Below are 18,808 nucleotides of genomic sequence, written 5' to 3' on the forward strand. Positions count from 1 at the left end.
CAGGGCGGCCATGGCTTTGCGCCGAAAGCCAGGCGGCGCGGACGTCGCCGCGCCGCCCTGAGGTAGGCGTTACTTCGCCGGTGGCCAGATTTCGATCCACAGGGCACCGTCACCCGATGGCGCTTCGCCGACCCGCTTCAGGCTGCCGTCTTTGCCAATGGCATAGCTGCCGATGGTTTTGCTTTTCTCGCCGGTCACCAACAGCCACTTGCCGCTGGGGAAGAAGGCGATATTGCGCGGCTGCTTTTCTTCCACCGCGAAGTTGCCGCTGTAGGTGAGCGCACCGCTGTGCGGGTCGACCTTGAAGGCCGACACGCTGCTGCTGGTGCGCTCGGTGGTGTACAGCAGGGTGCCATCCGGCGACAGACGAATGTCCGCAGCCCAGATCCGCGGCGTCGGGTCGTCCTTGAGATCGTTGTTGGCCGCGTTGCGGATCAGCCCCTGCTGCAGCTTCAGGCTGGCGGGGACGCTTTCGGCCTGGGTGACCTGGCTGAGGGCACCGGTCTTGCCGTCGATGGCATAGCCGACCACCGTACCGCTCAGCTCACCCACCACATAAAGGAATTTGCCGTTGGGCGAGAACACGATATGCCGAGGGCCCATCTTCGCCGGGGTAGCGACTGCACCGGAGCCGATTGGAGTCAAGGCACCGGTGGTTTTGTTCAGGCTGAACTGCAGCACGCTGTCGGTGCCCAGGTTGCCGACGTAGGCAAAACGGTCGCTGCGGTCGGTGCGAATGGAGTGGGCGATGGGCCCGGTCTTGTACACCTGAATCTGCTCGGAAACCCGCTGCTCGGCATCAATCGCTTGCACGCTGAGCAGGCTGGCACCGTAGGAAGCACCGAGCAGAAAGTGCCCGCTGCGGTCGGTGGAGATATACGCCAGGCTGTCGGCCAGCGGTGCCTGAGCGAGTTTTTCCAGATGGCCGCTGTGCGGGTCAATGCGGTAACTCACCACGCTGAACGGCGCTACCCGCAGGGCGGCATACAGGGTCGAGCCGTTTGGACTGATAGCCATGGGGTTGACCTTGCTACCGGCTGGCGTCTGCTCCACCAGGGTGGGAGCACCGGTGCTGTCGTTTAGCGCGTATTGGGAAATCAGGCCGTCGTTGGGGCTGGAGATATACGCATAGGTGGCGGCGAATGCCGGCAGCGATAACGAACTGGCGAGTGCTGCAGCCAGCAGGGTGAGCTTGCTCATGGTGGGGTTCCGGGTTGTTGTGATTGTTGTCAGTCATCATATGACTACGCTGACGCAATCAGCAACATGCGACCAAAGGCGAGTAGCCGGGCAACACCAGGTCGGGCAGAAAGTGCCATTGCAGAGAGGTTCAATCAGCTACTTGGGCCGCCTGCTGGATTATTTTTGCCGCAATCCGCTCAAGTGGTTTTCAGCGCCGCCGACAAGATTGTCAGACAACACCCCCCATTCCTCCCCACGGATGAGAGCGCTTTTATGCTGCTACGCAATTGGAATATCGCCCGACGAGCCGCCTTCGGCTTTGCCCTGATCGCGCTGGCGGTGGCCTTTCTCGGGGTGTTTTCCCTAGGGCAGATGTCGAGCATTCGTGACCGCGCCACCGCTATCGAGCGCGACTGGGTGCCGAGCATCCGCATCGTCGATGCCATCCGCGAAAACATGCTGCGCATCCGCACCATCTCCCTGCGCGTAGCGCTGGACCCAGACATCAAGAACATCGACACCTACGTTGGCCAATACGAAGCGCGCAACAAGGTGCTGATCCAGAACATCAGCGATTACGAAGCCTTTATCGACTCGCCGGACGAAAAACGCCTGTACGAGCAGTTCAAAAAAGACTTCGCCAGCTATCAGCGCGGCATGCTGGACTCCTTCACCCTGGCCCGCAGTGGTGATCGCGAGGCGCTGAACAAACTGCTGCTGGTGGACATGAAACCGGTGGTCGATGGCACGGGCGCGATATTGGCCGAACTGGGCGACATCTATGGCAAAGGCATCGAGCGCGAAGGCAAAGCCTCGGCCGACTATTACGCCGACTCGCGCCTGATCGTGATTGCCGTGATCGTACTGGCCGCCCTGGCCACCGTGCTGCTGGCCTGGATGCTCACCCAGAGCATCGTCCGCCCGCTGCGCAGCGCGGTGCAGGCGGCGCAGTTTGTGGCGGCCGGCGATCTGACCAAACCCATTGAAGTCAGTGGCCGCGATGAGGTCAGCCAATTGCAGGACGCCCTCGGGCGCATGCAGCAGAACCTGCGGGAAACCCTGGCGCAGATTTCCGGCTCGAGCACCCAGCTGGCTGCTGCTGCCGAAGAATTGAACGCGGTGACCGAAGAGGCCAGCCGTGGCCTGTTGCGCCAGAACGACGAGATCGAGCAGGCTGCCACGGCAGTAAATGAAATGAGCACGGCGGTGGATGAAGTGGCGCGCAATGCGGTGTCCACCTCCGAGGCGTCCAAGGCTTCCAACCAATCGGCGCAGGTGGGGCAGAACCGGGTCAGCGACACCATCAACGCCATCACCGACCTGTCCGGTGATATGGAATCCACCGCCACCCAGGTGCGCCAGGTGGCCGAGCAGTCGCAGGACATCGGCAAGGTGCTGGATGTGATCCGCGCCATCGCCGAGCAGACTAACTTGCTCGCCCTGAACGCAGCGATTGAAGCGGCGCGGGCCGGTGAGTCCGGGCGTGGTTTTGCCGTGGTGGCCGATGAAGTACGGGCCCTGGCGCACCGCACACAGAACTCCACCCAGGAAATCGAGCAGATGGTGGCCACTATGCGCACCGGTGCCAGTCAGGCCCTTAGCGCCATGCAGAACAGCAGTGCGCGGGCGCAATCCACCCGCACCCTGGCGGAAAGCGCCGGGGTTGCCCTGGAGCAGATCACCAGCGCTATCGGCGAGATGTACGAGCGCAATCTGGTGATCGCCAGTGCCGCCGAAGAGCAGGCAGCGGTGGCCCGTGAGGTGGACCGTAACCTGGTCAATATCCGCGATCTGTCCGTGCAGTCGGCCACCGGTGCCCACCAGACCAGCGCCTCCAGCCACGAGCTGTCGCGTCTGGCGGCGGATCTCAACGTGCTGGTGAACCGCTTCCACCTGTAACGCAGGCAATCGCCGGTTGCTGCCAAGGGGGCGGCGTTCCTGGCCAGAAGTCTGATAACGTGGCGAGCATCCTCCTGTCGCCACCTGTGCCATGTCCGAGCCACTCCACGACTGGGTGAAGTACTCACCCGCGCTGCGCAAGCTGGAACGCATCGAAGCGTTTTTCAGCGGCCACGGCTTTTCTCCCCATCGCCATGACACCTACGCCATTGGCGTGACCCTGGCTGGCGTGCAGAGCTTTCACTACCGCCGCGCGCAACGGCACAGCATGCCGAGCAATGTGCTGGTGCTGCACCCGGACGAGCTGCACGACGGTGAGGCGGGCACCGAGGCTGGCTTCCGTTACCAGATGCTGTATGTCCAGCCCGCGCAGATCCAACAGGTGCTGGGTGGTCAGCCGTTGCCGTTTGTCGAAGGCGGGATCAGTGCCGATCCGCGGCTGTATCGCGCCACCCAGGCCGCCTTGCACAACCTGAGCGCCAGCATGGAGCCGCTCGAAGAGGACGACGCGATCTACGACCTGGCGCGGGCGCTGGCCGAGGTCGCTGGTCAGCGCGCGAGCCGCAAGGCAGTCGATTTCGTCGCCGCCGAGCGGGCGCGGGCTTTTATTCACGCTGCGCTGGATCGGGTGGTGAGCCTGGACGAGCTGAGCGAAGCCAGCGGCCGTGATCGCTGGAGCCTGAGTCGGGATTTTCGTGCTCTATATGGCACCAGCCCCTATCGCTACCTGACCCATCGCCGTCTCGATCTGGCCAGGGCTCTATTGCTCGACGGCCATTCGTTGGCACAAGCGGCGATCTCGGCCGGTTTCTTTGATCAGAGCCATATGAGCCGCCTGTTCCAGCAAGCCTATGGCGTCTCTCCGGGCCGCTGGCTGAAGCGTCTGGGCTAGGCAGGGCGCTTGCACAATCGTGCAATACCGGCCTCGGGCCTGCGCACTAGAGTGCGGCTTCCGATTGATTGAAGCCGAGGTTCCGTCCATGTCCCAGTCTTACACCGCGATTAACTTCGCCGAAAAATACGCCCTGTTCAGCGAGCAATGGGCACCCAAGGTGGTCGCGCAAATGAACGACTACCAATTCAAGATCGTGAAGATCGAAGGCGACTTCATCTGGCACAGCCATGCAGAAACCGACGAAACCTTTATCGTCCTCGACGGTGAGTTGCGTGTGGATTTTCGCGAGGGTTGCGTGCTGCTCGGCCCCGGCGAAATGTACGTGGTGCCCAAAGGCGTAGAGCACAAACCCTATGCCGCGCGAGAAGTGCGCCTGCTGCTGGTGGAGCCCTGCGGCGTGCTCAATACCGGTGCCGAAGGCGGCGAGCGCACGGCGGTCAATGACGTGTGGATCTAGCCGCTGAACCAGCGTTTCGTGACAGTTTTTCGTGCGCTGAAAGAGCCTGGCTATCAACACAGCACATCCGCTCTATTAGACCTGCTCCGATACGGGTCTAGTCTTGGTCTGGCATCAACGCGTGTCGATGCCGTGCAACCTGATGAGGGGACACAGAGCCTCGCCCACCGCGCCGTCGCGGTAACGATCCCAGGCCCGCCCCGCTTGTCGTCGAACTCACTCATCGGTGTTCGCAGCCCACTGGGGGCTGGAGAGCTGGATGAAGCGACCTTAAGGAAGAACAACATGTCGACTGAATCGAAATGCCCGTTCAATCATGCTGCTGGCGGTGGGACCACCAACCGTGACTGGTGGCCCAACCAACTGAACCTGAAAATTCTCCACCAACATTCCTCCAAGTCTGACCCTCTGGGTGAAGACTTCGATTACTCCAAAGCCTACAAGAGCCTCGACTTCGCCGCAGTGAAACGCGACCTCGAAACCGTGATGACCAACTCCCAGGACTGGTGGCCAGCCGACTTCGGCCACTACGGCCCGTTGTTCGTGCGCATGGCCTGGCACAGCGCCGGTACCTACCGCACTGGCGATGGCCGCGGCGGTGCCGGTTCCGGTCAGCAACGCTTCGCGCCGCTCAACAGCTGGCCCGACAACGTCAGCCTGGACAAGGCGCGGCGGCTGATCTGGCCGATCAAACAGAAGTACGGCAACGCTATTTCCTGGGCCGACCTGATCGTGCTCACCGGCAACGTGGCGCTGGAATCCATGGGCTTCAAAACCTTCGGTTTTTCCGGTGGCCGTCCGGATGTCTGGGAGCCGGACGAAGACGTGTACTGGGGTACCGAAACCGTCTGGCTGGGTGGCGACCAGCGCTACGGCAAGGCCAACAAGGAAATGGAAGAGCCGGGCCAAGGCGATCTGGTCGCTGAGCCGGCGAAACGTCCGCAAGAAGTGGGCCGCGAGCTGGAACGCAACCTGGAGAACCCCCTGGCCGCTGTGCAAATGGGCCTGATCTACGTGAACCCCGAAGGCCCGGAAGGCAACCCCGATCCCCTGGCCTCGGCCAAGGACATCCGCGAAACCTTCGGCCGCATGGCCATGAACGACGAAGAAACCGTGGCGCTGATTGCCGGCGGTCATGCATTCGGCAAAACCCACGGTGCCGGCCCGGCCGATAACGTCGGGCCGGAACCGGAAGCGGCGGGCCTGGAAGAGCAGGGCCTGGGCTGGCGTAACAAGTTCGGCAGTGGCAAGGGCGGTGACACCATCACCAGCGGCCTGGAAGTGACCTGGACCTCGACGCCCACCCGCTGGAGCAACGAGTACTTTGAAAACCTCTTCGGCTTCGAATGGGAACTGACCAAGAGCCCGGCCGGAGCCCACCAGTGGCAACCCAAAGGTGGTGCCGGGGCCGGCAAGATTCCCGATGCCCACGACCCGAGCAAGCGCCGTGCGCCCTCGATGCTGACCTCCGACCTGGCCCTGCGCTTCGACCCGATCTACGAACAGATCTCCCGGCGCTTTCTGCAAAACCCCGGGGAGTTGGCCGATGCCTTCGCCCGCGCCTGGTTCAAACTCACCCACCGCGACATGGGCCCGCTGGCCCGTTACCTCGGCCCGGAAACCCCGGGTGAAGAACTGCTCTGGCAAGACCCGATCCCAGAGGTCAATCACCCGTTGGTGGACGACAGCGATGTTGCTGCGCTGAAAGCCAAAGTGCTGGCCTCGGGGCTGACGGTGGCGCAACTGGTGTCCACCGCCTGGGCGGCGGCGTCGAGCTTCCGTGGCTCGGACAAACGCGGCGGTGCCAACGGTGGTCGGCTGCGGCTGGAGCCGCAGAAATCCTGGGCGGTCAACCAGCCCGCGCAGCTGGCCCAGGTGCTGAGTACGCTGGAGCGCATTCAGGGTGAGTTCAACGGTGGCCAGGCTGGCGGCAAGAAAATCTCCCTCGCCGACCTGATCGTGCTGGCCGGCAATGCCGGTGTCGAACAGGCGGCGAAAACCGCCGGGCAAACCGTCAGCGTACCGTTCGCCCCCGGGCGTGCGGACGCGTCCCAGGAGCAGACCGATGTCGAGTCCTTCGCCTTCCTTGAGCCGATTGCCGATGGTTTCCGCAACTACCTCAAGGGCGCTTACACCGTGTCCGCCGAGAATCTGCTGGTGGACAAGGCCCAACTGCTAACCCTCAGCGCGCCGGAAATGACCGTGCTGGTGGGCGGCCTGCGGGTGCTCGGGGCCAATGTCGGGGATGCCAAGCATGGCGTATTCACCACCCGGCCGGGCGCGTTGACCAACGACTTCTTCACCCACCTGCTGGATATGGGCGTGGAGTGGAAACCGACCTCGGCAGCGGCGGATACCTTCGAAGGCCGTGACCGCAAAAGCGGCCAGGTGAAATGGAGCGGTACCCGTGTCGACCTGGTGTTCGGCTCCAATGCGCAGTTGCGCGCACTGGCCGAGGTGTATGCCAGCAGCGATGCCCAGGCCAAATTTGTCAAAGACTTCGTCGCCGCCTGGACCAAGGTGATGAACCTTGATCGCTTCGACCTGCACGGCTAAAGCGGCTGCGGCCGCGTAATCCAGAGCGCCTCCTTCGGGAGGCGTTTTGCGGTCTGGGGTTTTTCGTTTTCATGGCATACGGCCCACTCGCCGTCACCCTGCCCAAGACTGCGGCGTATGGCCTCAACCTCATTCATATGCCTGAAGTAGGCTGGTTTCCAGACTCAGAGGGGGCGGATAAATGGCCAACAAATATTCGGATTTGCCCTAAGGCGCGCCTCGTGGGTAAAACCAAGGCCCTTCTTACACCGCGAGGGCCGCATTCCCACCTGTATCCCATCCCTATGCGCTGATGCCGGTCCGCGGCGATCCGCTAGGCTCCTCGTTCCGTTCCACTCGTTACGAGCTCCTTCAGATGACCAGCAGATACTCCACCCGCCGGGCCGTGGCCTTGCCCCTTTCGCAATCGCGTTCCGTGGCCAAGGCCAAGGTCATACTCGCCATTGGCCAGTCACAAGTGGCGCTGGCCAAGGCGCTGCAGGTTTCGCCCCCGGCCATCAGCAGAATGGAGCGCCACACCGACATCTATATCGCCACTCTGCGCAGTCAGATCGAGTCCATGGGCGGGCAGTTGCAGATGATCGTGCGTTTCCCCGAGGGCTCGGTAAAGCTCAGCAACTTTATTGATCTGGATAACGAATCCCAGCAAGCCGATGACCCGTCGTTCTCCCTTGGTTGAGCTTCAGCGGGCCGCCAGGAAACGGCCAAACCCCAGCTCTTGGCCCAGCTCGGCCACCACCTGTTCTTCATCTACCGCCAAACGGCCATTGATCAGCACATGGGAGACGCACCCGGGGTTGCGGCAAACCATTCGTGGAATGTCGAAACCCTGCATGTTGTCCCAGTTTTCCAGCTCCAGATCTTGCTGCAGGCCGCGTGGATCGAGCAGCACAATATCGGCGCGGTCACCTTCGCGAATACGTCCGGCGTCGATGCCCAGCCAGTCGGCCTGCTCACCGGTAAGGCGGTGAATGGCCTGTTCGATGGACATGATCGGCCGGCCTTCACCATGGCTTTCCTGCACCAGTTTGAGCAGGCGCAGCGGCAGGTTGTAGAACGCCATATTGCGCAGGTGGGCACCGGCGTCGGAGAAGGTGATCAGGGTATTGGGATTGCACACCAGCTTGCGCAGCACGTCCTTGCGATGGTTGCCGATCACGGTGAACCAGCGCAGTTGGGTGCCGTGGGCCACCACCATATCGAGGAACAGATCCACCACATGCAGGCCGCGCTCCAGGGCAATATCGGCGAAGTTGCGGCCCACCAGTTGCTGCTCCGGGCAGCCGAGAATCACCGCATCGCCAAAGTCGCGCTGCCAGACCCGCGGTGAAAGTTTCTCGGCGTAGAACTTGCGGAAGGTGCGGCGGTAGCTCTCATCCTGCAGCAGGGCGTTGCGCGCCACGGCATCCTTCAGATCCAGGGCCATTTCACCGGCACCGAATTCCTCGAACAACACCACATCGATGCCGTCGGCGTAGATCATGAAAGGCGTCGGCAGCAGCTGCCAGCGGAAGTCGCCACCGAGCAGATTGGTGAACCAGGCGGACAGCCGCGCCATCGGTGCGATGGTGCGGTTGCCCTTGAGGTCGAGCATGGAAATCAGCGTGGTCTTCAGCGGCTTGCGCAGCACGCCCATGGCCTGGCCGAGGTATTGCAGCACCTGCAGCGGATTAGCCGCATTCGGCGCACCCTGATGCACGCGACCGCGCTTGCGCAGCAGGTTGTTCAGGCGGCGGATCTCGCTCCAGTGCGCATAGGTGCTGGGCAGGCTTTTCGACCACTCGCGGTCGCCGTCGATCTTGTCCCACTTCAGGCTCATGGTGGACAGGCCGAGGAAGCCAGCGTCCAGCGCCTGCTCCATCACCGCCTCCATTTTGTGCATTTCTTCCGTGCTTGGCCGCACCTGGCGGTCGGTGGCGCGGTGCAGGCCCATCACCGCCACACGCAGGTCGCTGTGGCCAAGAAAACTCACCACATTCGGGCCCATGGGTTGGCGCTGAATAAAGTCCACCCACTGCTGCGGGCTGTTCCAGGTTTTGTGTTGCTTAAGGATCGGCAGCACCTTGTCGCGCGGCACGGTTTCCACCCGGGTGAAAATATCCGACGCATCTTCGGCGTCGGCGCAGACCATGCTCAGCGAGCAACTGCCCACCAGCACCGTGGTCACGCCGTGGCGTACCGACTCGCTAAGGCTGGGGGCCACAATCAGCTCGGCATCGTAATGGGTGTGGGTGTCGAGAAAGCCCGGCGTCACCCACTTGCCCTGGGCCTGGATCACCCGCGTGGCCAGGCCCGCGTCAATGGGCGTGGCACTGACCAGCGCCACCTTGCCGTCCTTCACCGCCAGGCTGCGGATTGCCGCTGGCGCGCCGGTGCCGTCGAAATAGCGGCCGCCCTGAATCACGATGTCGTACATAGCCATGCTGCACCTCGTTTTTTGTTGTTGTTATGGATGTTGCTGTGACGCCAGAGTAGGGCGCTGCACGCCGGGTGACTTGTCATAACCCGACAATCCCGGCATCGTCTGGCCACGCAGGGGAGGGCGACATGACCATTGTTTATGAGCTGCGCAGCGCCAGCCTGATCGGCTTCGAAGAACAAGTGACAGCCCTGGGCGGCAATCTGGCCGGCCTGCTGGCCGATGCCGGCATGACCCTGGCGCAACTGCGCGACCCCGATTGCCTGATCGCCAGCCAGCAGGTCATCCAACTATTGGCCAACGCTGCCCAGCGCCTGAATTGCCCGGACCTGGGCATGCGCGTGGCCAGTCATCAAGGCATCGAAATGCTCGGCCTGCTCGGCGCGCTGCTGTGCGCCGAGGCCAACCTGCAAGCCGCCTTCGAAGCTGCCCAGCGCTATATGGCCCTGCACAACAAGGCCGAACACTGGCGCCTGCAACAGCACGGCGGGCGTGTGTACGTGCAACGCATCGAGCATTTCTACGGTGCCGAACACGCCCAGCAGTATCGGGAAATGGCCGTCGCCGCCTGCGCACGGCTGGCCCGGGAAATCTGTGGTGCCGGCGATGTCTGGCCCCTGCGGGTAGAGTTCAGCCACAGTGCCCTGGCCAGCGAAAAAACCTACCGCCAGCACTTTGGCTGCGAGGTGCTGTTCAATCAGGAACACGACTGCCTGGTGTTCGCCGCCAACGTGATGACCCGCCCGGTAAAACCGCTGTCGCGGCAAACCCAGGCGCGTATCGACAGCTACCTGCGCGAGCGTCTGGCCAGCCTGCACGACAGCCTGGAAATGCAGGTGCGCACCCTGATTACGCAAACCCTCGGCCTGCACCTGCACAGCCTGGAACATATCGCCGGGCTGCTTGGCCTGCACCCGCGCACCTTGCAACGCCGCCTGCTGGCCGAGCAACTGAGCTTCAAGCAGCTGGTGCTGGAAGTGAAAATGCAGCTGGCCAGCTGGCATCTGCACGCCTCGGCCATGGACCTTACGCGCCTGGCCGATGCCCTGGGCTACAACGACCTGGCGGCGTTTTCCCGCGCCTTTAAAAACCACCATGGCGTGGCACCCTCGCGCTGGCGAGAGCAGCATCGCGCCGCGCTGCCAGGGCATGCACAATCCCTTATGAGTCATTAAGATAGCCAGCGCCCGGTTGCCATTCAGGCACTGGGTGCCTTCAGGTGCAGAGCGCAGACAATGCTGGAATCGGAACTCAAAGCTTTCTACATGGTGGCCCAGCTTGGCAGTGTCACTCTGGCGGCAAAGAAGCTCGGCTTGAGCCAGCCGACGGTGACCAATCAGATTCGCCAATTGGAAAGTCAGTTCGCCGTAGAGCTGTTCTACCGCGGCGGGCGGCGTCTGACCTTGAGTGAAACCGGCAACCGCTTGCTGCCGCTGATCAAGCCGATGCTGTCCCACAGCCTGAATATCGAGTTTTTCCTCAACAACGCCAGCGGCAACGCGGGCAAGTTACGCATCGGTGCCACGGCGCCGTACTACATCCTCGATCTGGTCAAAGCCTTCCGTGAGCAGCACGGCGGGCAGATCAGCCTGGAGCTGGGCAACTCGCAGCAAATGATCGACGCCCTGGACGAATACCGCGTCGACCTGGTGACCTCCTCGCAACGCCTGACCGATTCCCGCCTGTTCTGTTTGCCCCTGGGGCAGGACCCGCTGGTGCTGGTGGTGCACCGCAGTCACCCATTGGCCAACCACAGCCGGATTCAGTTGAATGCCCTGGAAGGTCACTGCGTGCTGATGCGCGAGCAGGGCTCGCATACCCGCCAGCTCACCGAAGACATGCTGGTGCGCGCCCAGCTCAAGCTGGAAAACATCATTGAAATCGGCAGCCGCGAAGCCATCCGCGAGGCGGTGCTGCGCAATATCGGGGTAAGCATCATCGCTCGCCATGAAGTGCCCGACAGCCAGGAGCTGCGCATCGTCACCATTCACCAGGCGACCCTGCTCGACGAGTTCCTCTACTGCCTCAAAGAGCGCCGTGGTGCGCGGCTGATCAGCGAATTCCTGGCGGTGGCGCAGCGTCGTTTCGGTTAAGCGGCGTATTTGATCAAAACAATGCCCAAGGTCACGGTGAGCGCTGCAATCAGCCGGCGGCGGCCGAAGGGTTCCTTGAACAACAGGGTGGCGATCACGGCACCGATGATCACGCTGCTTTCGCGCAGGGCGGCGATTTTCGCCACGTTGTCCAAGGTCATCGCCCACAACACCAGACCATAGGCGGCGCAATAGGTCAGCCCACCGAACACCGACAGCGGCCAGTGTTGGCGTATATGGCGGGTTAGCGCCGGGCCGCGTTTATACGCGGCGAACACTGGAATCGGCACGCTGAGTACCAGGGTGAAATACACCAGGTATTGCACCACCCCTTGCGAGCTGCGCACGCCATGGGCGTCGATCACCGTATACAGCGCCACGCATACCCCCGCCGCCAGCGCATTGCGCGGTGCCCGCCAGTGTTGGGTCAGGTGCAACAGGCTGAGCACGCCCAACGACAACACCACCACTCCGACAATCCCCAGCGGCGGCAGCGACTCGCCCAACCAGAGTGCCGCAAACACCACCACCAACAGCGGCGGTAACCCACGCACCAGCGGGTACACCTGGCCAAAGTCGCCGAACTGGTAGGCGCGGATCAAAAAGTAGCGATAGAACAGATTGACCAGGGTGGACAGGGCAATCACCCCCCACACCTGCAGCGACGGCAGCGGCACAAACGGCAGCACGGCGAGGGCGATGCAAAAGGCCACGCTATCGACCATGGCCATCGACGACAAACGATCAGGGCTGGACTTCACCACCGCGTTCCAGCTGGCGTGCATAAACGCCGAAAACAGCACCAGCAGGGTGGCCAGGTTGGCATCGGACATGAGGCGGCTCACGGCAAAAGGGCGATCAGCATGCCAAGCCCGGGTGTATCAATCCAATCGGTTATAGCGGCAGTCTGCATCAGCCAAGCTGATCCATCTTTTACCGGTCTGCCTAGCGCTATTTCCTGCGATTTTTCCCGGCCCACAAACAAAAAACCTATGGGTTCATAGCCATTTTTGCGCAGTGAGATAACGCCGTTCTGACGGCCGTTTTTAGTCATTAAGCTTTTGATATAAAACAGATAAATGTTGATTTTTGACGTGCGCTCCAGCTCTGCATGGCGCGGGATTGGGGCTGTTTTCAGGGTTTTTCCAGTTTTTGCTTTGCCCCTGGATTTTCACCGTGATACATCAAAAACCAGCGAGATAACCGCACACGGCACCGTCAGAGTGCCCGCGCTCGCCGCATTCCTGTCTGCCCTGTAATTCGTTCGTTATTGATCGTTTATCACGCGCCACCTGCTGTGTGGGTGGCTGGCATCGCATAGGAACACGTCATGGCTTATACCCCCGGTCACATTTCCACCATGCCGCTTTCGGTCCAGGGCATCGGTAAATCCTTCGGCAACCTGAGCGTGCTCAGCGACGTTTCGTTGGAGGTCGCTGCCGGCGAGCTGGTGTGCCTGCTCGGCCCATCGGGGTGTGGCAAAACCACCTTGTTGCGGATCATCGCCGGCCTGGAGAAACAGGACAGCGGGCGCTTATTGATCGGCCCTCGCGACATCTCCCGCGCCGCGCCCCAAGAGCGCGACTACGGCATTCTGTTTCAGTCCTATGCGCTGTTTCCCAACCTCACCATCGAACAGAACATCGGCTATGGCCTGAGCACCCGTAGCCTGCTGCGTTCCCAGGTGCGCCAGCGGGTGGAGCAGATGCTCGACCTGGTGGGCCTTACCGCCAGCGCGCGGCAATACCCCGGGCAATTGTCCGGCGGTCAGCAGCAGCGGGTGGGCCTGGCTCGTGCCCTGGCACCGTCGCCGTCGTTGTTGCTGCTGGATGAGCCGATGTCGGCGCTCGACGCCAAGGTGCGCGAACACCTGCGCCATGAACTGCGCTCGCTGCAACAGCAACTGGGCATCACCACGGTAATGGTCACCCACGACCAGGACGAAGCAATGGTCATGGCCGACCGTATTGCGGTGATGAACCAGGGCCGCATCGAACAGTTCGACACCCCGGAAAACATCTACCGCTACCCGGCCACGCCGTTTGTGGCCAACTTCGTCGGTCACGCCAACTGGCTCGACTACCAAAGCGTCAGTGACGGCCAGGTGCACCTGGGCCCGCTGTCCTTGCAACTGGACAAGGCCGTGACCGGCGGCCCCGGGCGTCTGTTCTGTCGCCCGGAAGTGCTGCGCATCGACAACCAGGCGCAAGCCGCCAACAGCGTGGCGGCCCAGGTCAAACACAAACTGTTTATGGGCAATCGCTACCGCCTGACCGTGGAACTGGAGCAGTTGCAGGGCCAGCCGGTGCTGGCCGATATCAGCGCCGACCTGAGCGCCGCGCCGCTGAATGAGCGGGTCTGGCTGACCTTTCCGGCCCACGGCCTGCAGGCCTTTCCGGGGGCAGCGCTATGAGCACCGTGCAGTACGCCCGCGCCGCCAGCGCCGAGGCCCAGCCGGTGTCCCGCGGCGCTCAGGCTGCATGGCTGGACCGCCTGTTCGCCCGTGGGGTGAAGCTGCTGATGCTGGCCTTGCTGCTGGTGGGGCTGGCGTTTCCGCTAGCGGCCATGCTCGGCAAGGTACTGGCATTGCCAGACGGTGTGGCGGGCATCTGGCACTACCTGTCCAGCCCGCGCTTTCTGTGGCTGCTGGGCAATAGCGTAAAAATTTCCCTGAGCACCGTGGCATTGGTGGTGCCGCTGGCCTACGTATTCGCCTACGCCCTGCAACGCAGCTGGATTCCGGGCAAGCGCCTGTTGCGCAGCATTTCCCTGCTGCCCCTGATGGCACCCTCAATGCTCTCGGCCATTGCCCTGATCTACCTGTTCGGCAACCAGGGCATGCTCAAATCCTGGTTTGCCGACGGCATTTACGGCTTCTCCGGCATCCTGCTGGGCCAGGCGTTTTACAACTTTCCCATGGCCCTGATGATCCTGATTTCCGCCCTCGGCCTGGCCGATGCGAGGCTTTACGATGCCTCCATCAGCATGGGTGCCAGCCACTGGAAAACCTTTGTCACCGTCACCTGGCCCGGCACCCGCTACGCGGTGTTTGCCGCCTGCTGTCTGGTGTTTACCCAAACCATCACCAACTTCGGTATTCCCGTAGTCATCGGCGGCGACTACCAGGTGCTGGCCATGGAGGCCTACAAGTCGGTGGTCGGTCAGCAGAAGTTTGCCGAAGGCGCGTTGATCGGCAGCATCCTGCTGGTGCCGGCGCTGCTCAGTTTTGCCGTGGATGCCTGGATGCGCCGCTTGCGCGGTAGCCAGGTGAGCAGCCAGGCCGCCACCTACGTGGCACCGCGCAACCGCGTGCGCGACAGCATTCTATTGCTGGCCGCCGGCGCTATCGGCCTGGCGCTGCTGAGCCTGGTACTGGTGGCCGTGGGTGCCTCGCTGATCAACTTCTGGCCCTACGACCTGTCGCTGTCGCTGCGTCATTACGACTTCGAAGCCAGCGGCGACGTCGGCTGGCTGGCCTACCGCAACAGCCTGACCCTGGCCGGCCTGACCGCGCTGATCGGCACCCCGGTGATCTTCACCTGCGCCTACCTGCTGGAGAAAACCCGCGGCAGCTGGCTCGATGGTGTGTTGCGTCTGCTGTGCCTGCTGCCGATGGCGGTGCCGGGTTTGGTCATGGGCCTGGGCTACGTGTTTTTCTTCAACCACCCCGGCAACCCCCTGGGCGGTATGTACGGCGGCATCGCCCTGATGGTGCTGTGCTGCGTGATGCGCTTTCTCACCCCAGCGCAAATGACCGCCACCACCGCGCTGCGTCAGCTCAACGACGAAATCGAGGCCGCCTCGCTGTCGCTGAAAGTGCCCCTGGCCAGCACCTACTGGCGGGTCACCGTACCCATCTGCCTGCCGGCCTTGATCGAGGTATTTCGCTACCTGTTCGTCTCCTCGATGACCTCGGTGTCGGCCCTGATCTTCCTCTACAGCCCCGACACCGTGCTGGCCGCCGTGGCGGTGCTGAACCTCGACGACTCCGGCAATGTCGGTGCCGCTGCCGCCCTGGCCAGCCTGATTCTGCTGACCTCGGCGCTGGTCTCGCTGCTGCTGTTTGTTGTTTCCCGTGGCCTGCTGCGGCGTACCCAGCACTGGCGTAGCGGCTCTGTTTGAACTGCCGTTCCTTTCCCTGAAAACCTAGAGGCTTACGATGACTAACGCTTGGAAAACACTCGCCGCCACTGTGCTCAGCTTCGGCGTGATCAGCAGCGCAATGGCCAGCACCGAACTGACGGTGTACACGGCCATGGAAAACGAACAACTGGCCGGCTACAAAAAAGCCTTTGAAGCCAAATACCCGGATATCGAAATCAAATGGGTGCGTGACTCCACCGGCATCATCACCGCCAAGCTGCTGGCAGAAAAAGACAACCCGCGTGCCGACGTGATCTGGGGCCTGTACGCCTCCAGCGTGGCCTTGATGGGCAAAGAGGGCATGCTGGAGGCCTACGCCCCGGCCGGCCTGGACAAAATCGACAGCAAATTCCGCGACACCCGCAACCCGCCGCTGTGGGTAGGTAACGGCGTAGAGGCCACCGCCATCTGCGTAAATGCCGCCGAAGCGAAAAAGCAGAACCTGCCGATCCCCACCAGTTGGGAAGACCTCACCAAGCCCGAGTACAAAGGCAAAATCGTAATGCCCAACCCGGCGTCCTCCGGCACTGGCTACTCGGCGGTAAACGCCTGGCTGCAAATCATGGGCGAAGACAAAGGCTGGGCCTTTATGGACAAGCTGCACGCCAATATCGGCCAGTACACCCACTCCGGCTCCAAGCCCTGCACCCAGGCGGCCATGGGGGAATACCCGATCGGCATTTCCCTCGACTTCCGCGCCGTTACCCTCAAGCGCCAGGGCGCACCGCTGGAAATCGTGTTGCCCAGCGAAGGCCTGGGCCTGGACATCAACTCGGTGGCGCTGATCAAAGGTAGCAAGAACCTGGACGCCGCGAAAAAACTCGAAGACTTCGCCGTCAGCGAGCAAGCCTTCCTGCTCTACCAACCCAACGCCGCCGCCCTGGCTCGCCCGGAGTTCAACGTCAAACTGAAGGAAATGCCGGACGCTTACTACGACCGGCTGATCACCGTCGACTTCGACAAAGCCGGTGCCCAGCGCGCCGCCGTGCTGGATAAATGGCGCGCACGCTATGACGGCAAATCGGAACCCAAGTAACCCCTGAAACGGGAAGGGCGGCATTGCGCCGCCCCACCTCAAATGCCCCCGGTGCCGCTACTCATCGGAGCCGGAGTCGCCCGCCTTTGGCACATGCACAAACTCCTGCACATGCAGTTCTTCTTCTATTGCCTCGATGATATCGACCAGGTCTTCCTCGGTGCTGGTGGCGCTCCAGGACAACCCGGCGACGACGGCGAAATCCTCACCGGTTTTCTTATCGAACAGGCGCACGTCCATCGCCTCGGGCGTCGCTAACACCGCCTCAAAGCCCCTGGGGTAGAAGTACTCCTTCAGGCGGGCGCACGCGTACGCAAAGGTCATTCTGGCCACAGCTCACCTCTACAAAAAATCATCGAGCGGCAAGCATACTGCAACGGCCATGCGCACAAACGTGGGACCCCCGGCGTTACCCAGTTCGGTGGGGCACAAAAAGGGCCGCATCAGCGGCCCTTTCACAGCGTGCTAGTCGCCATCAAGCCTTGGCCTTGTCTTCCCCCTTCTTGGTGGCGTTGACCAGCGCGTTGGCCATTTCACTCAGGGTTTGAATAACGGCTGACTCCAGCACCTTATTGGTAAAGGCATCAGACGCTGCCAGCGTTTCGACATACAGCATCAGGTCGGCGGCGCGCTCCAGAGCATCTTCGACAGGTACGCCGGGATTAACGGAAAACAGCGGAGCGCTGTCCAGATAGTCGAAGAGTTGGCGGGTGGTTACTGCGGTTGCTTCGTTCATAGCGGTAGATCTCCTATGCGATTGAGTTACCACCTCCCTTTGCGACCAAGCAAAAGGAGGCAGTTGTACGCAGGTTGGTCGACCGGGCATAGGAACCGGCACACCCGAAGGTGTCCCGCGCACAACCGCCATAAAGCAGGCGAAAAAAAACGCCTAACCCTTATAGCAGACGCTTGTGCGCCTAGGCAGCCCGGCGACCAAACCGGCATCGCTGGACATTCAGCGACGGTGCACTGTAGGCCAGGGAAACGAGGGAAATCTGTCGGCTCGGGCGGGCCGTCGCGAAGGATCAATGCCGCCAAATCGCGTTGAAACCCAAGGTTGGTTTTATCCACTGCGTTTTTGCCGACTACGCTTTGCAGCGATCAAACCCAACCTTCGCGTAAAAGGAGATAAGCCATGCATATCAATCTGGCGGGCAAAACCGCTCTGGTCACTGCCTCCACCGGCGGTATCGGTTTCGCCATCGCCCAAGGCCTGGCGTTAAGCGGTGCCACCGTAATCCTCAACGGCCGCAGCGACAGCTCGGTGCAAAAAGCCCTGGCGCGCCTGCGCGAAGCCGCGCCGCAATCCACCCTGACTGGCGTCGCCGCCGACCTTGGCGATGCCGCCGGCGCCGACACACTGCTCGCCGCGCTGCCGCCCGTGGATATTCTGGTCAACAACGCCGGCATTTATGGCCTGGTGGACTTCTTCGAAACCGACGACGAGTGCTGGGAAACCTACTGGCAAACCAACGTGATGTCCGGCGTACGGCTGAGCCGCGCCCTGGTGCCGGCGATGGTCAACAGCGGCTGGGGCAGGGTGGTCTTTATCTCCTCGGAATCCGGCCGCAATATCCCCGCCGACATGGTCCACTACGGCGTCACCAAAACCGCGCAACTGTCCCTATCCCGCGGCCTGGCCAAACGCGTGGCCGGCAGCGGTGTGACCGTCAACAGCGTACTGCCGGGGCCGACCCTCTCCGATGGCCTGGCCGTAATGCTCGAAAGCGAACGCGCCAAAACCGGCAAAACCCTCGAAGCCGTCGCCGCCGAATTCGTCATGAAACACCGCCCCACCTCCCTGATCCAGCGCGCCGCAACGGTAGAGGAAGTGGCCAATATGGTCGTCTACCTCTGCTCCACCCAAGCCTCCGCCACCAGTGGCGCGGCGCTGCGAGTGGATGGGGGGGTGGTGGACGATATTCTTTAGGATGGGTTGTTGCTGAGTGGGAGCTTTTAAGCCGGGACGGGTTTTATCCGTCCCGGTGAGTAAGGAACAAGTTGTATGAAAAGGGAGCAGATTTATTAATCGACTGTCCAGTCCTGAAATAGGTTTACACCCTTTCAGGTCATGCCCCGCACCTCAGAGCGCCCGATGCACCGCATCGGGCGTTTTGTATTTCAGGGC

Annotated in this window: 17 protein-coding genes and 1 pseudogene; 12 read left to right on the forward strand and 6 right to left on the reverse strand. The window is 62.1% G+C overall.

What is annotated here, in order from left to right; translation table 11 throughout:
* Nucleotides 1–69 precede the first annotated feature (69 nt).
* Nucleotides 70–1,200 carry a lactonase family protein gene (locus ACVW0Y_RS22965; protein WP_457441570.1) on the reverse strand — a complete coding sequence of 377 codons (1,131 nt, stop codon included), beginning with the start codon at nucleotides 1,198–1,200 and terminating at the stop codon, nucleotides 70–72.
* Between the two features lie 255 nt (nucleotides 1,201–1,455).
* On the opposite strand from ACVW0Y_RS22965, the pseudogene ACVW0Y_RS22970 reads away from it, so the two are divergent.
* The 6 genes and pseudogenes from ACVW0Y_RS22970 to ACVW0Y_RS22995 all read left to right on the forward strand — a co-directional run.
* A pseudogene (locus ACVW0Y_RS22970) lies at nucleotides 1,456–2,226 on the forward strand (MCP four helix bundle domain-containing protein); the annotation flags it as partial.
* Nucleotides 2,218–3,081 carry a methyl-accepting chemotaxis protein gene (locus ACVW0Y_RS22975; RefSeq protein WP_457441603.1) on the forward strand — a complete coding sequence of 288 codons (864 nt, stop codon included), beginning with the start codon at nucleotides 2,218–2,220 and terminating at the stop codon, nucleotides 3,079–3,081. The pseudogene ACVW0Y_RS22970 and the gene ACVW0Y_RS22975, both read left to right, overlap by 9 nt.
* Nucleotides 3,082–3,172: 91 nt before the next feature.
* Nucleotides 3,173–3,973: an AraC family transcriptional regulator gene (locus ACVW0Y_RS22980; RefSeq protein ID WP_457441571.1), complete on the forward strand. Its 801-nt coding sequence runs from the start codon at nucleotides 3,173–3,175 to the stop codon at nucleotides 3,971–3,973.
* A gap of 88 nt (nucleotides 3,974–4,061) precedes the next feature.
* Entirely contained in the window at nucleotides 4,062–4,433 is a 372-nt protein-coding gene (locus ACVW0Y_RS22985; protein ID WP_457441573.1) for a cupin domain-containing protein, read from the forward strand.
* Between the two features lie 285 nt (nucleotides 4,434–4,718).
* Nucleotides 4,719–6,989, forward strand: coding sequence for a catalase/peroxidase HPI (katG, locus tag ACVW0Y_RS22990; protein WP_457441575.1), 2,271 nt, complete (start codon nucleotides 4,719–4,721; stop codon nucleotides 6,987–6,989).
* Nucleotides 6,990–7,344: 355 nt separating this feature from the next.
* On the forward strand, nucleotides 7,345–7,668 hold the full coding sequence (locus ACVW0Y_RS22995) for a transcriptional regulator (protein ID WP_457441577.1): 324 nt from the start codon (nucleotides 7,345–7,347) through the stop codon (nucleotides 7,666–7,668).
* Nucleotides 7,669–7,671: 3 nt separating this feature from the next.
* Here ACVW0Y_RS22995 and ACVW0Y_RS23000 read toward each other — a convergent pair whose 3' ends face one another.
* Nucleotides 7,672–9,411 (reverse strand): N-acyl-D-amino-acid deacylase family protein, encoded by a 1,740-nt coding sequence (locus tag ACVW0Y_RS23000; protein WP_457441579.1) that lies wholly within the window; start codon nucleotides 9,409–9,411, stop codon nucleotides 7,672–7,674.
* Between the two features lie 125 nt (nucleotides 9,412–9,536).
* On the opposite strand from ACVW0Y_RS23000, the gene ACVW0Y_RS23005 reads away from it, so the two are divergent.
* Nucleotides 9,537–10,583 (forward strand): AraC family transcriptional regulator, encoded by a 1,047-nt coding sequence (locus ACVW0Y_RS23005; RefSeq protein ID WP_457441580.1) that lies wholly within the window; start codon nucleotides 9,537–9,539, stop codon nucleotides 10,581–10,583.
* Nucleotides 10,584–10,643: 60 nt separating this feature from the next.
* Complete coding sequence (locus ACVW0Y_RS23010; RefSeq protein ID WP_457441582.1) at nucleotides 10,644–11,501, forward strand: LysR substrate-binding domain-containing protein; 858 nt, start codon at nucleotides 10,644–10,646, stop codon at nucleotides 11,499–11,501.
* Here the strand turns inward: ACVW0Y_RS23010 and ACVW0Y_RS23015 are convergent.
* Together ACVW0Y_RS23015 and ACVW0Y_RS23020 are read right to left on the reverse strand one after the other, a co-directional pair.
* The gene (locus ACVW0Y_RS23015; RefSeq protein ID WP_457441584.1) at nucleotides 11,498–12,334 is read right to left on the reverse strand and encodes an EamA family transporter; all 837 of its coding nucleotides are present in this window, start codon (nucleotides 12,332–12,334) and stop codon (nucleotides 11,498–11,500) included. The two genes, ACVW0Y_RS23010 and ACVW0Y_RS23015, sit on opposite strands and share 4 nt — an antisense overlap.
* 8 nt (nucleotides 12,335–12,342) lie before the next feature.
* Nucleotides 12,343–12,555: a hypothetical protein gene (locus ACVW0Y_RS23020; RefSeq protein WP_457441586.1), complete on the reverse strand. Its 213-nt coding sequence runs from the start codon at nucleotides 12,553–12,555 to the stop codon at nucleotides 12,343–12,345.
* A 276-nt stretch (nucleotides 12,556–12,831) separates the two neighbouring features.
* Here ACVW0Y_RS23020 and ACVW0Y_RS23025 point away from each other — a divergent pair, with 276 nt between their 5' ends.
* From ACVW0Y_RS23025 to ACVW0Y_RS23035, 3 genes are read left to right on the forward strand one after another with little or no spacing between them, the layout of a single operon-like run.
* Nucleotides 12,832–13,914: a putative 2-aminoethylphosphonate ABC transporter ATP-binding protein gene (locus tag ACVW0Y_RS23025; RefSeq protein ID WP_457441588.1), complete on the forward strand. Its 1,083-nt coding sequence runs from the start codon at nucleotides 12,832–12,834 to the stop codon at nucleotides 13,912–13,914.
* The gene (locus ACVW0Y_RS23030) at nucleotides 13,911–15,623 is read left to right on the forward strand and encodes a putative 2-aminoethylphosphonate ABC transporter permease subunit (protein ID WP_457441589.1); all 1,713 of its coding nucleotides are present in this window, start codon (nucleotides 13,911–13,913) and stop codon (nucleotides 15,621–15,623) included. The genes ACVW0Y_RS23025 and ACVW0Y_RS23030 overlap by 4 nt, the downstream gene beginning before the upstream one ends.
* A gap of 37 nt (nucleotides 15,624–15,660) precedes the next feature.
* Nucleotides 15,661–16,680 carry a putative 2-aminoethylphosphonate ABC transporter substrate-binding protein gene (locus tag ACVW0Y_RS23035; RefSeq protein ID WP_457441591.1) on the forward strand — a complete coding sequence of 340 codons (1,020 nt, stop codon included), beginning with the start codon at nucleotides 15,661–15,663 and terminating at the stop codon, nucleotides 16,678–16,680.
* A gap of 57 nt (nucleotides 16,681–16,737) precedes the next feature.
* Here the strand turns inward: ACVW0Y_RS23035 and ACVW0Y_RS23040 are convergent, their stop codons facing one another.
* Together ACVW0Y_RS23040 and ACVW0Y_RS23045 are read right to left on the reverse strand one after the other, a co-directional pair.
* Complete coding sequence (locus tag ACVW0Y_RS23040) at nucleotides 16,738–17,004, reverse strand: DUF1652 domain-containing protein (RefSeq protein WP_457441593.1); 267 nt, start codon at nucleotides 17,002–17,004, stop codon at nucleotides 16,738–16,740.
* Nucleotides 17,005–17,155: 151 nt separating this feature from the next.
* On the reverse strand, nucleotides 17,156–17,416 hold the full coding sequence (locus ACVW0Y_RS23045) for a DUF3077 domain-containing protein (protein ID WP_457441595.1): 261 nt from the start codon (nucleotides 17,414–17,416) through the stop codon (nucleotides 17,156–17,158).
* 399 nt (nucleotides 17,417–17,815) lie between these two features.
* Between ACVW0Y_RS23045 and ACVW0Y_RS23050 the strand changes: the two genes are divergently transcribed.
* Entirely contained in the window at nucleotides 17,816–18,610 is a 795-nt protein-coding gene (locus tag ACVW0Y_RS23050; protein WP_457441597.1) for an SDR family NAD(P)-dependent oxidoreductase, read from the forward strand.
* Nucleotides 18,611–18,808: the final 198 nt, after the last annotated feature.

The sequence above is a fragment of the Pseudomonas sp. TE3786 genome, assembly GCF_054057335.1.

Bases quoted from the DNA above. Each gene is read 5' to 3' on its own strand.
- ACVW0Y_RS22965 (WP_457441570.1), bottom strand. From the start codon at position 1,200: ATGAGCAAGCTCACCCTGCTGGCTGCAGCACTCGCCAGTTCGTTATCG.
- ACVW0Y_RS22975 (WP_457441603.1), top strand. From the start codon at position 2,218: ATGCAGCAGAACCTGCGGGAAACCCTGGCGCAGATTTCCGGCTCGAGC.
- ACVW0Y_RS22980 (WP_457441571.1), top strand. From the start codon at position 3,173: ATGTCCGAGCCACTCCACGACTGGGTGAAGTACTCACCCGCGCTGCGC.
- ACVW0Y_RS22985 (WP_457441573.1), top strand. From the start codon at position 4,062: ATGTCCCAGTCTTACACCGCGATTAACTTCGCCGAAAAATACGCCCTG.
- katG (WP_457441575.1), top strand. From the start codon at position 4,719: ATGTCGACTGAATCGAAATGCCCGTTCAATCATGCTGCTGGCGGTGGG.
- ACVW0Y_RS22995 (WP_457441577.1), top strand. From the start codon at position 7,345: ATGACCAGCAGATACTCCACCCGCCGGGCCGTGGCCTTGCCCCTTTCG.
- ACVW0Y_RS23000 (WP_457441579.1), bottom strand. From the start codon at position 9,411: ATGGCTATGTACGACATCGTGATTCAGGGCGGCCGCTATTTCGACGGC.
- ACVW0Y_RS23005 (WP_457441580.1), top strand. From the start codon at position 9,537: ATGACCATTGTTTATGAGCTGCGCAGCGCCAGCCTGATCGGCTTCGAA.
- ACVW0Y_RS23010 (WP_457441582.1), top strand. From the start codon at position 10,644: ATGCTGGAATCGGAACTCAAAGCTTTCTACATGGTGGCCCAGCTTGGC.
- ACVW0Y_RS23015 (WP_457441584.1), bottom strand. From the start codon at position 12,334: ATGTCCGATGCCAACCTGGCCACCCTGCTGGTGCTGTTTTCGGCGTTT.
- ACVW0Y_RS23020 (WP_457441586.1), bottom strand. From the start codon at position 12,555: ATGACTAAAAACGGCCGTCAGAACGGCGTTATCTCACTGCGCAAAAAT.
- ACVW0Y_RS23025 (WP_457441588.1), top strand. From the start codon at position 12,832: ATGGCTTATACCCCCGGTCACATTTCCACCATGCCGCTTTCGGTCCAG.
- ACVW0Y_RS23030 (WP_457441589.1), top strand. From the start codon at position 13,911: ATGAGCACCGTGCAGTACGCCCGCGCCGCCAGCGCCGAGGCCCAGCCG.
- ACVW0Y_RS23035 (WP_457441591.1), top strand. From the start codon at position 15,661: ATGACTAACGCTTGGAAAACACTCGCCGCCACTGTGCTCAGCTTCGGC.
- ACVW0Y_RS23040 (WP_457441593.1), bottom strand. From the start codon at position 17,004: ATGACCTTTGCGTACGCGTGCGCCCGCCTGAAGGAGTACTTCTACCCC.
- ACVW0Y_RS23045 (WP_457441595.1), bottom strand. From the start codon at position 17,416: ATGAACGAAGCAACCGCAGTAACCACCCGCCAACTCTTCGACTATCTG.
- ACVW0Y_RS23050 (WP_457441597.1), top strand. From the start codon at position 17,816: ATGCATATCAATCTGGCGGGCAAAACCGCTCTGGTCACTGCCTCCACC.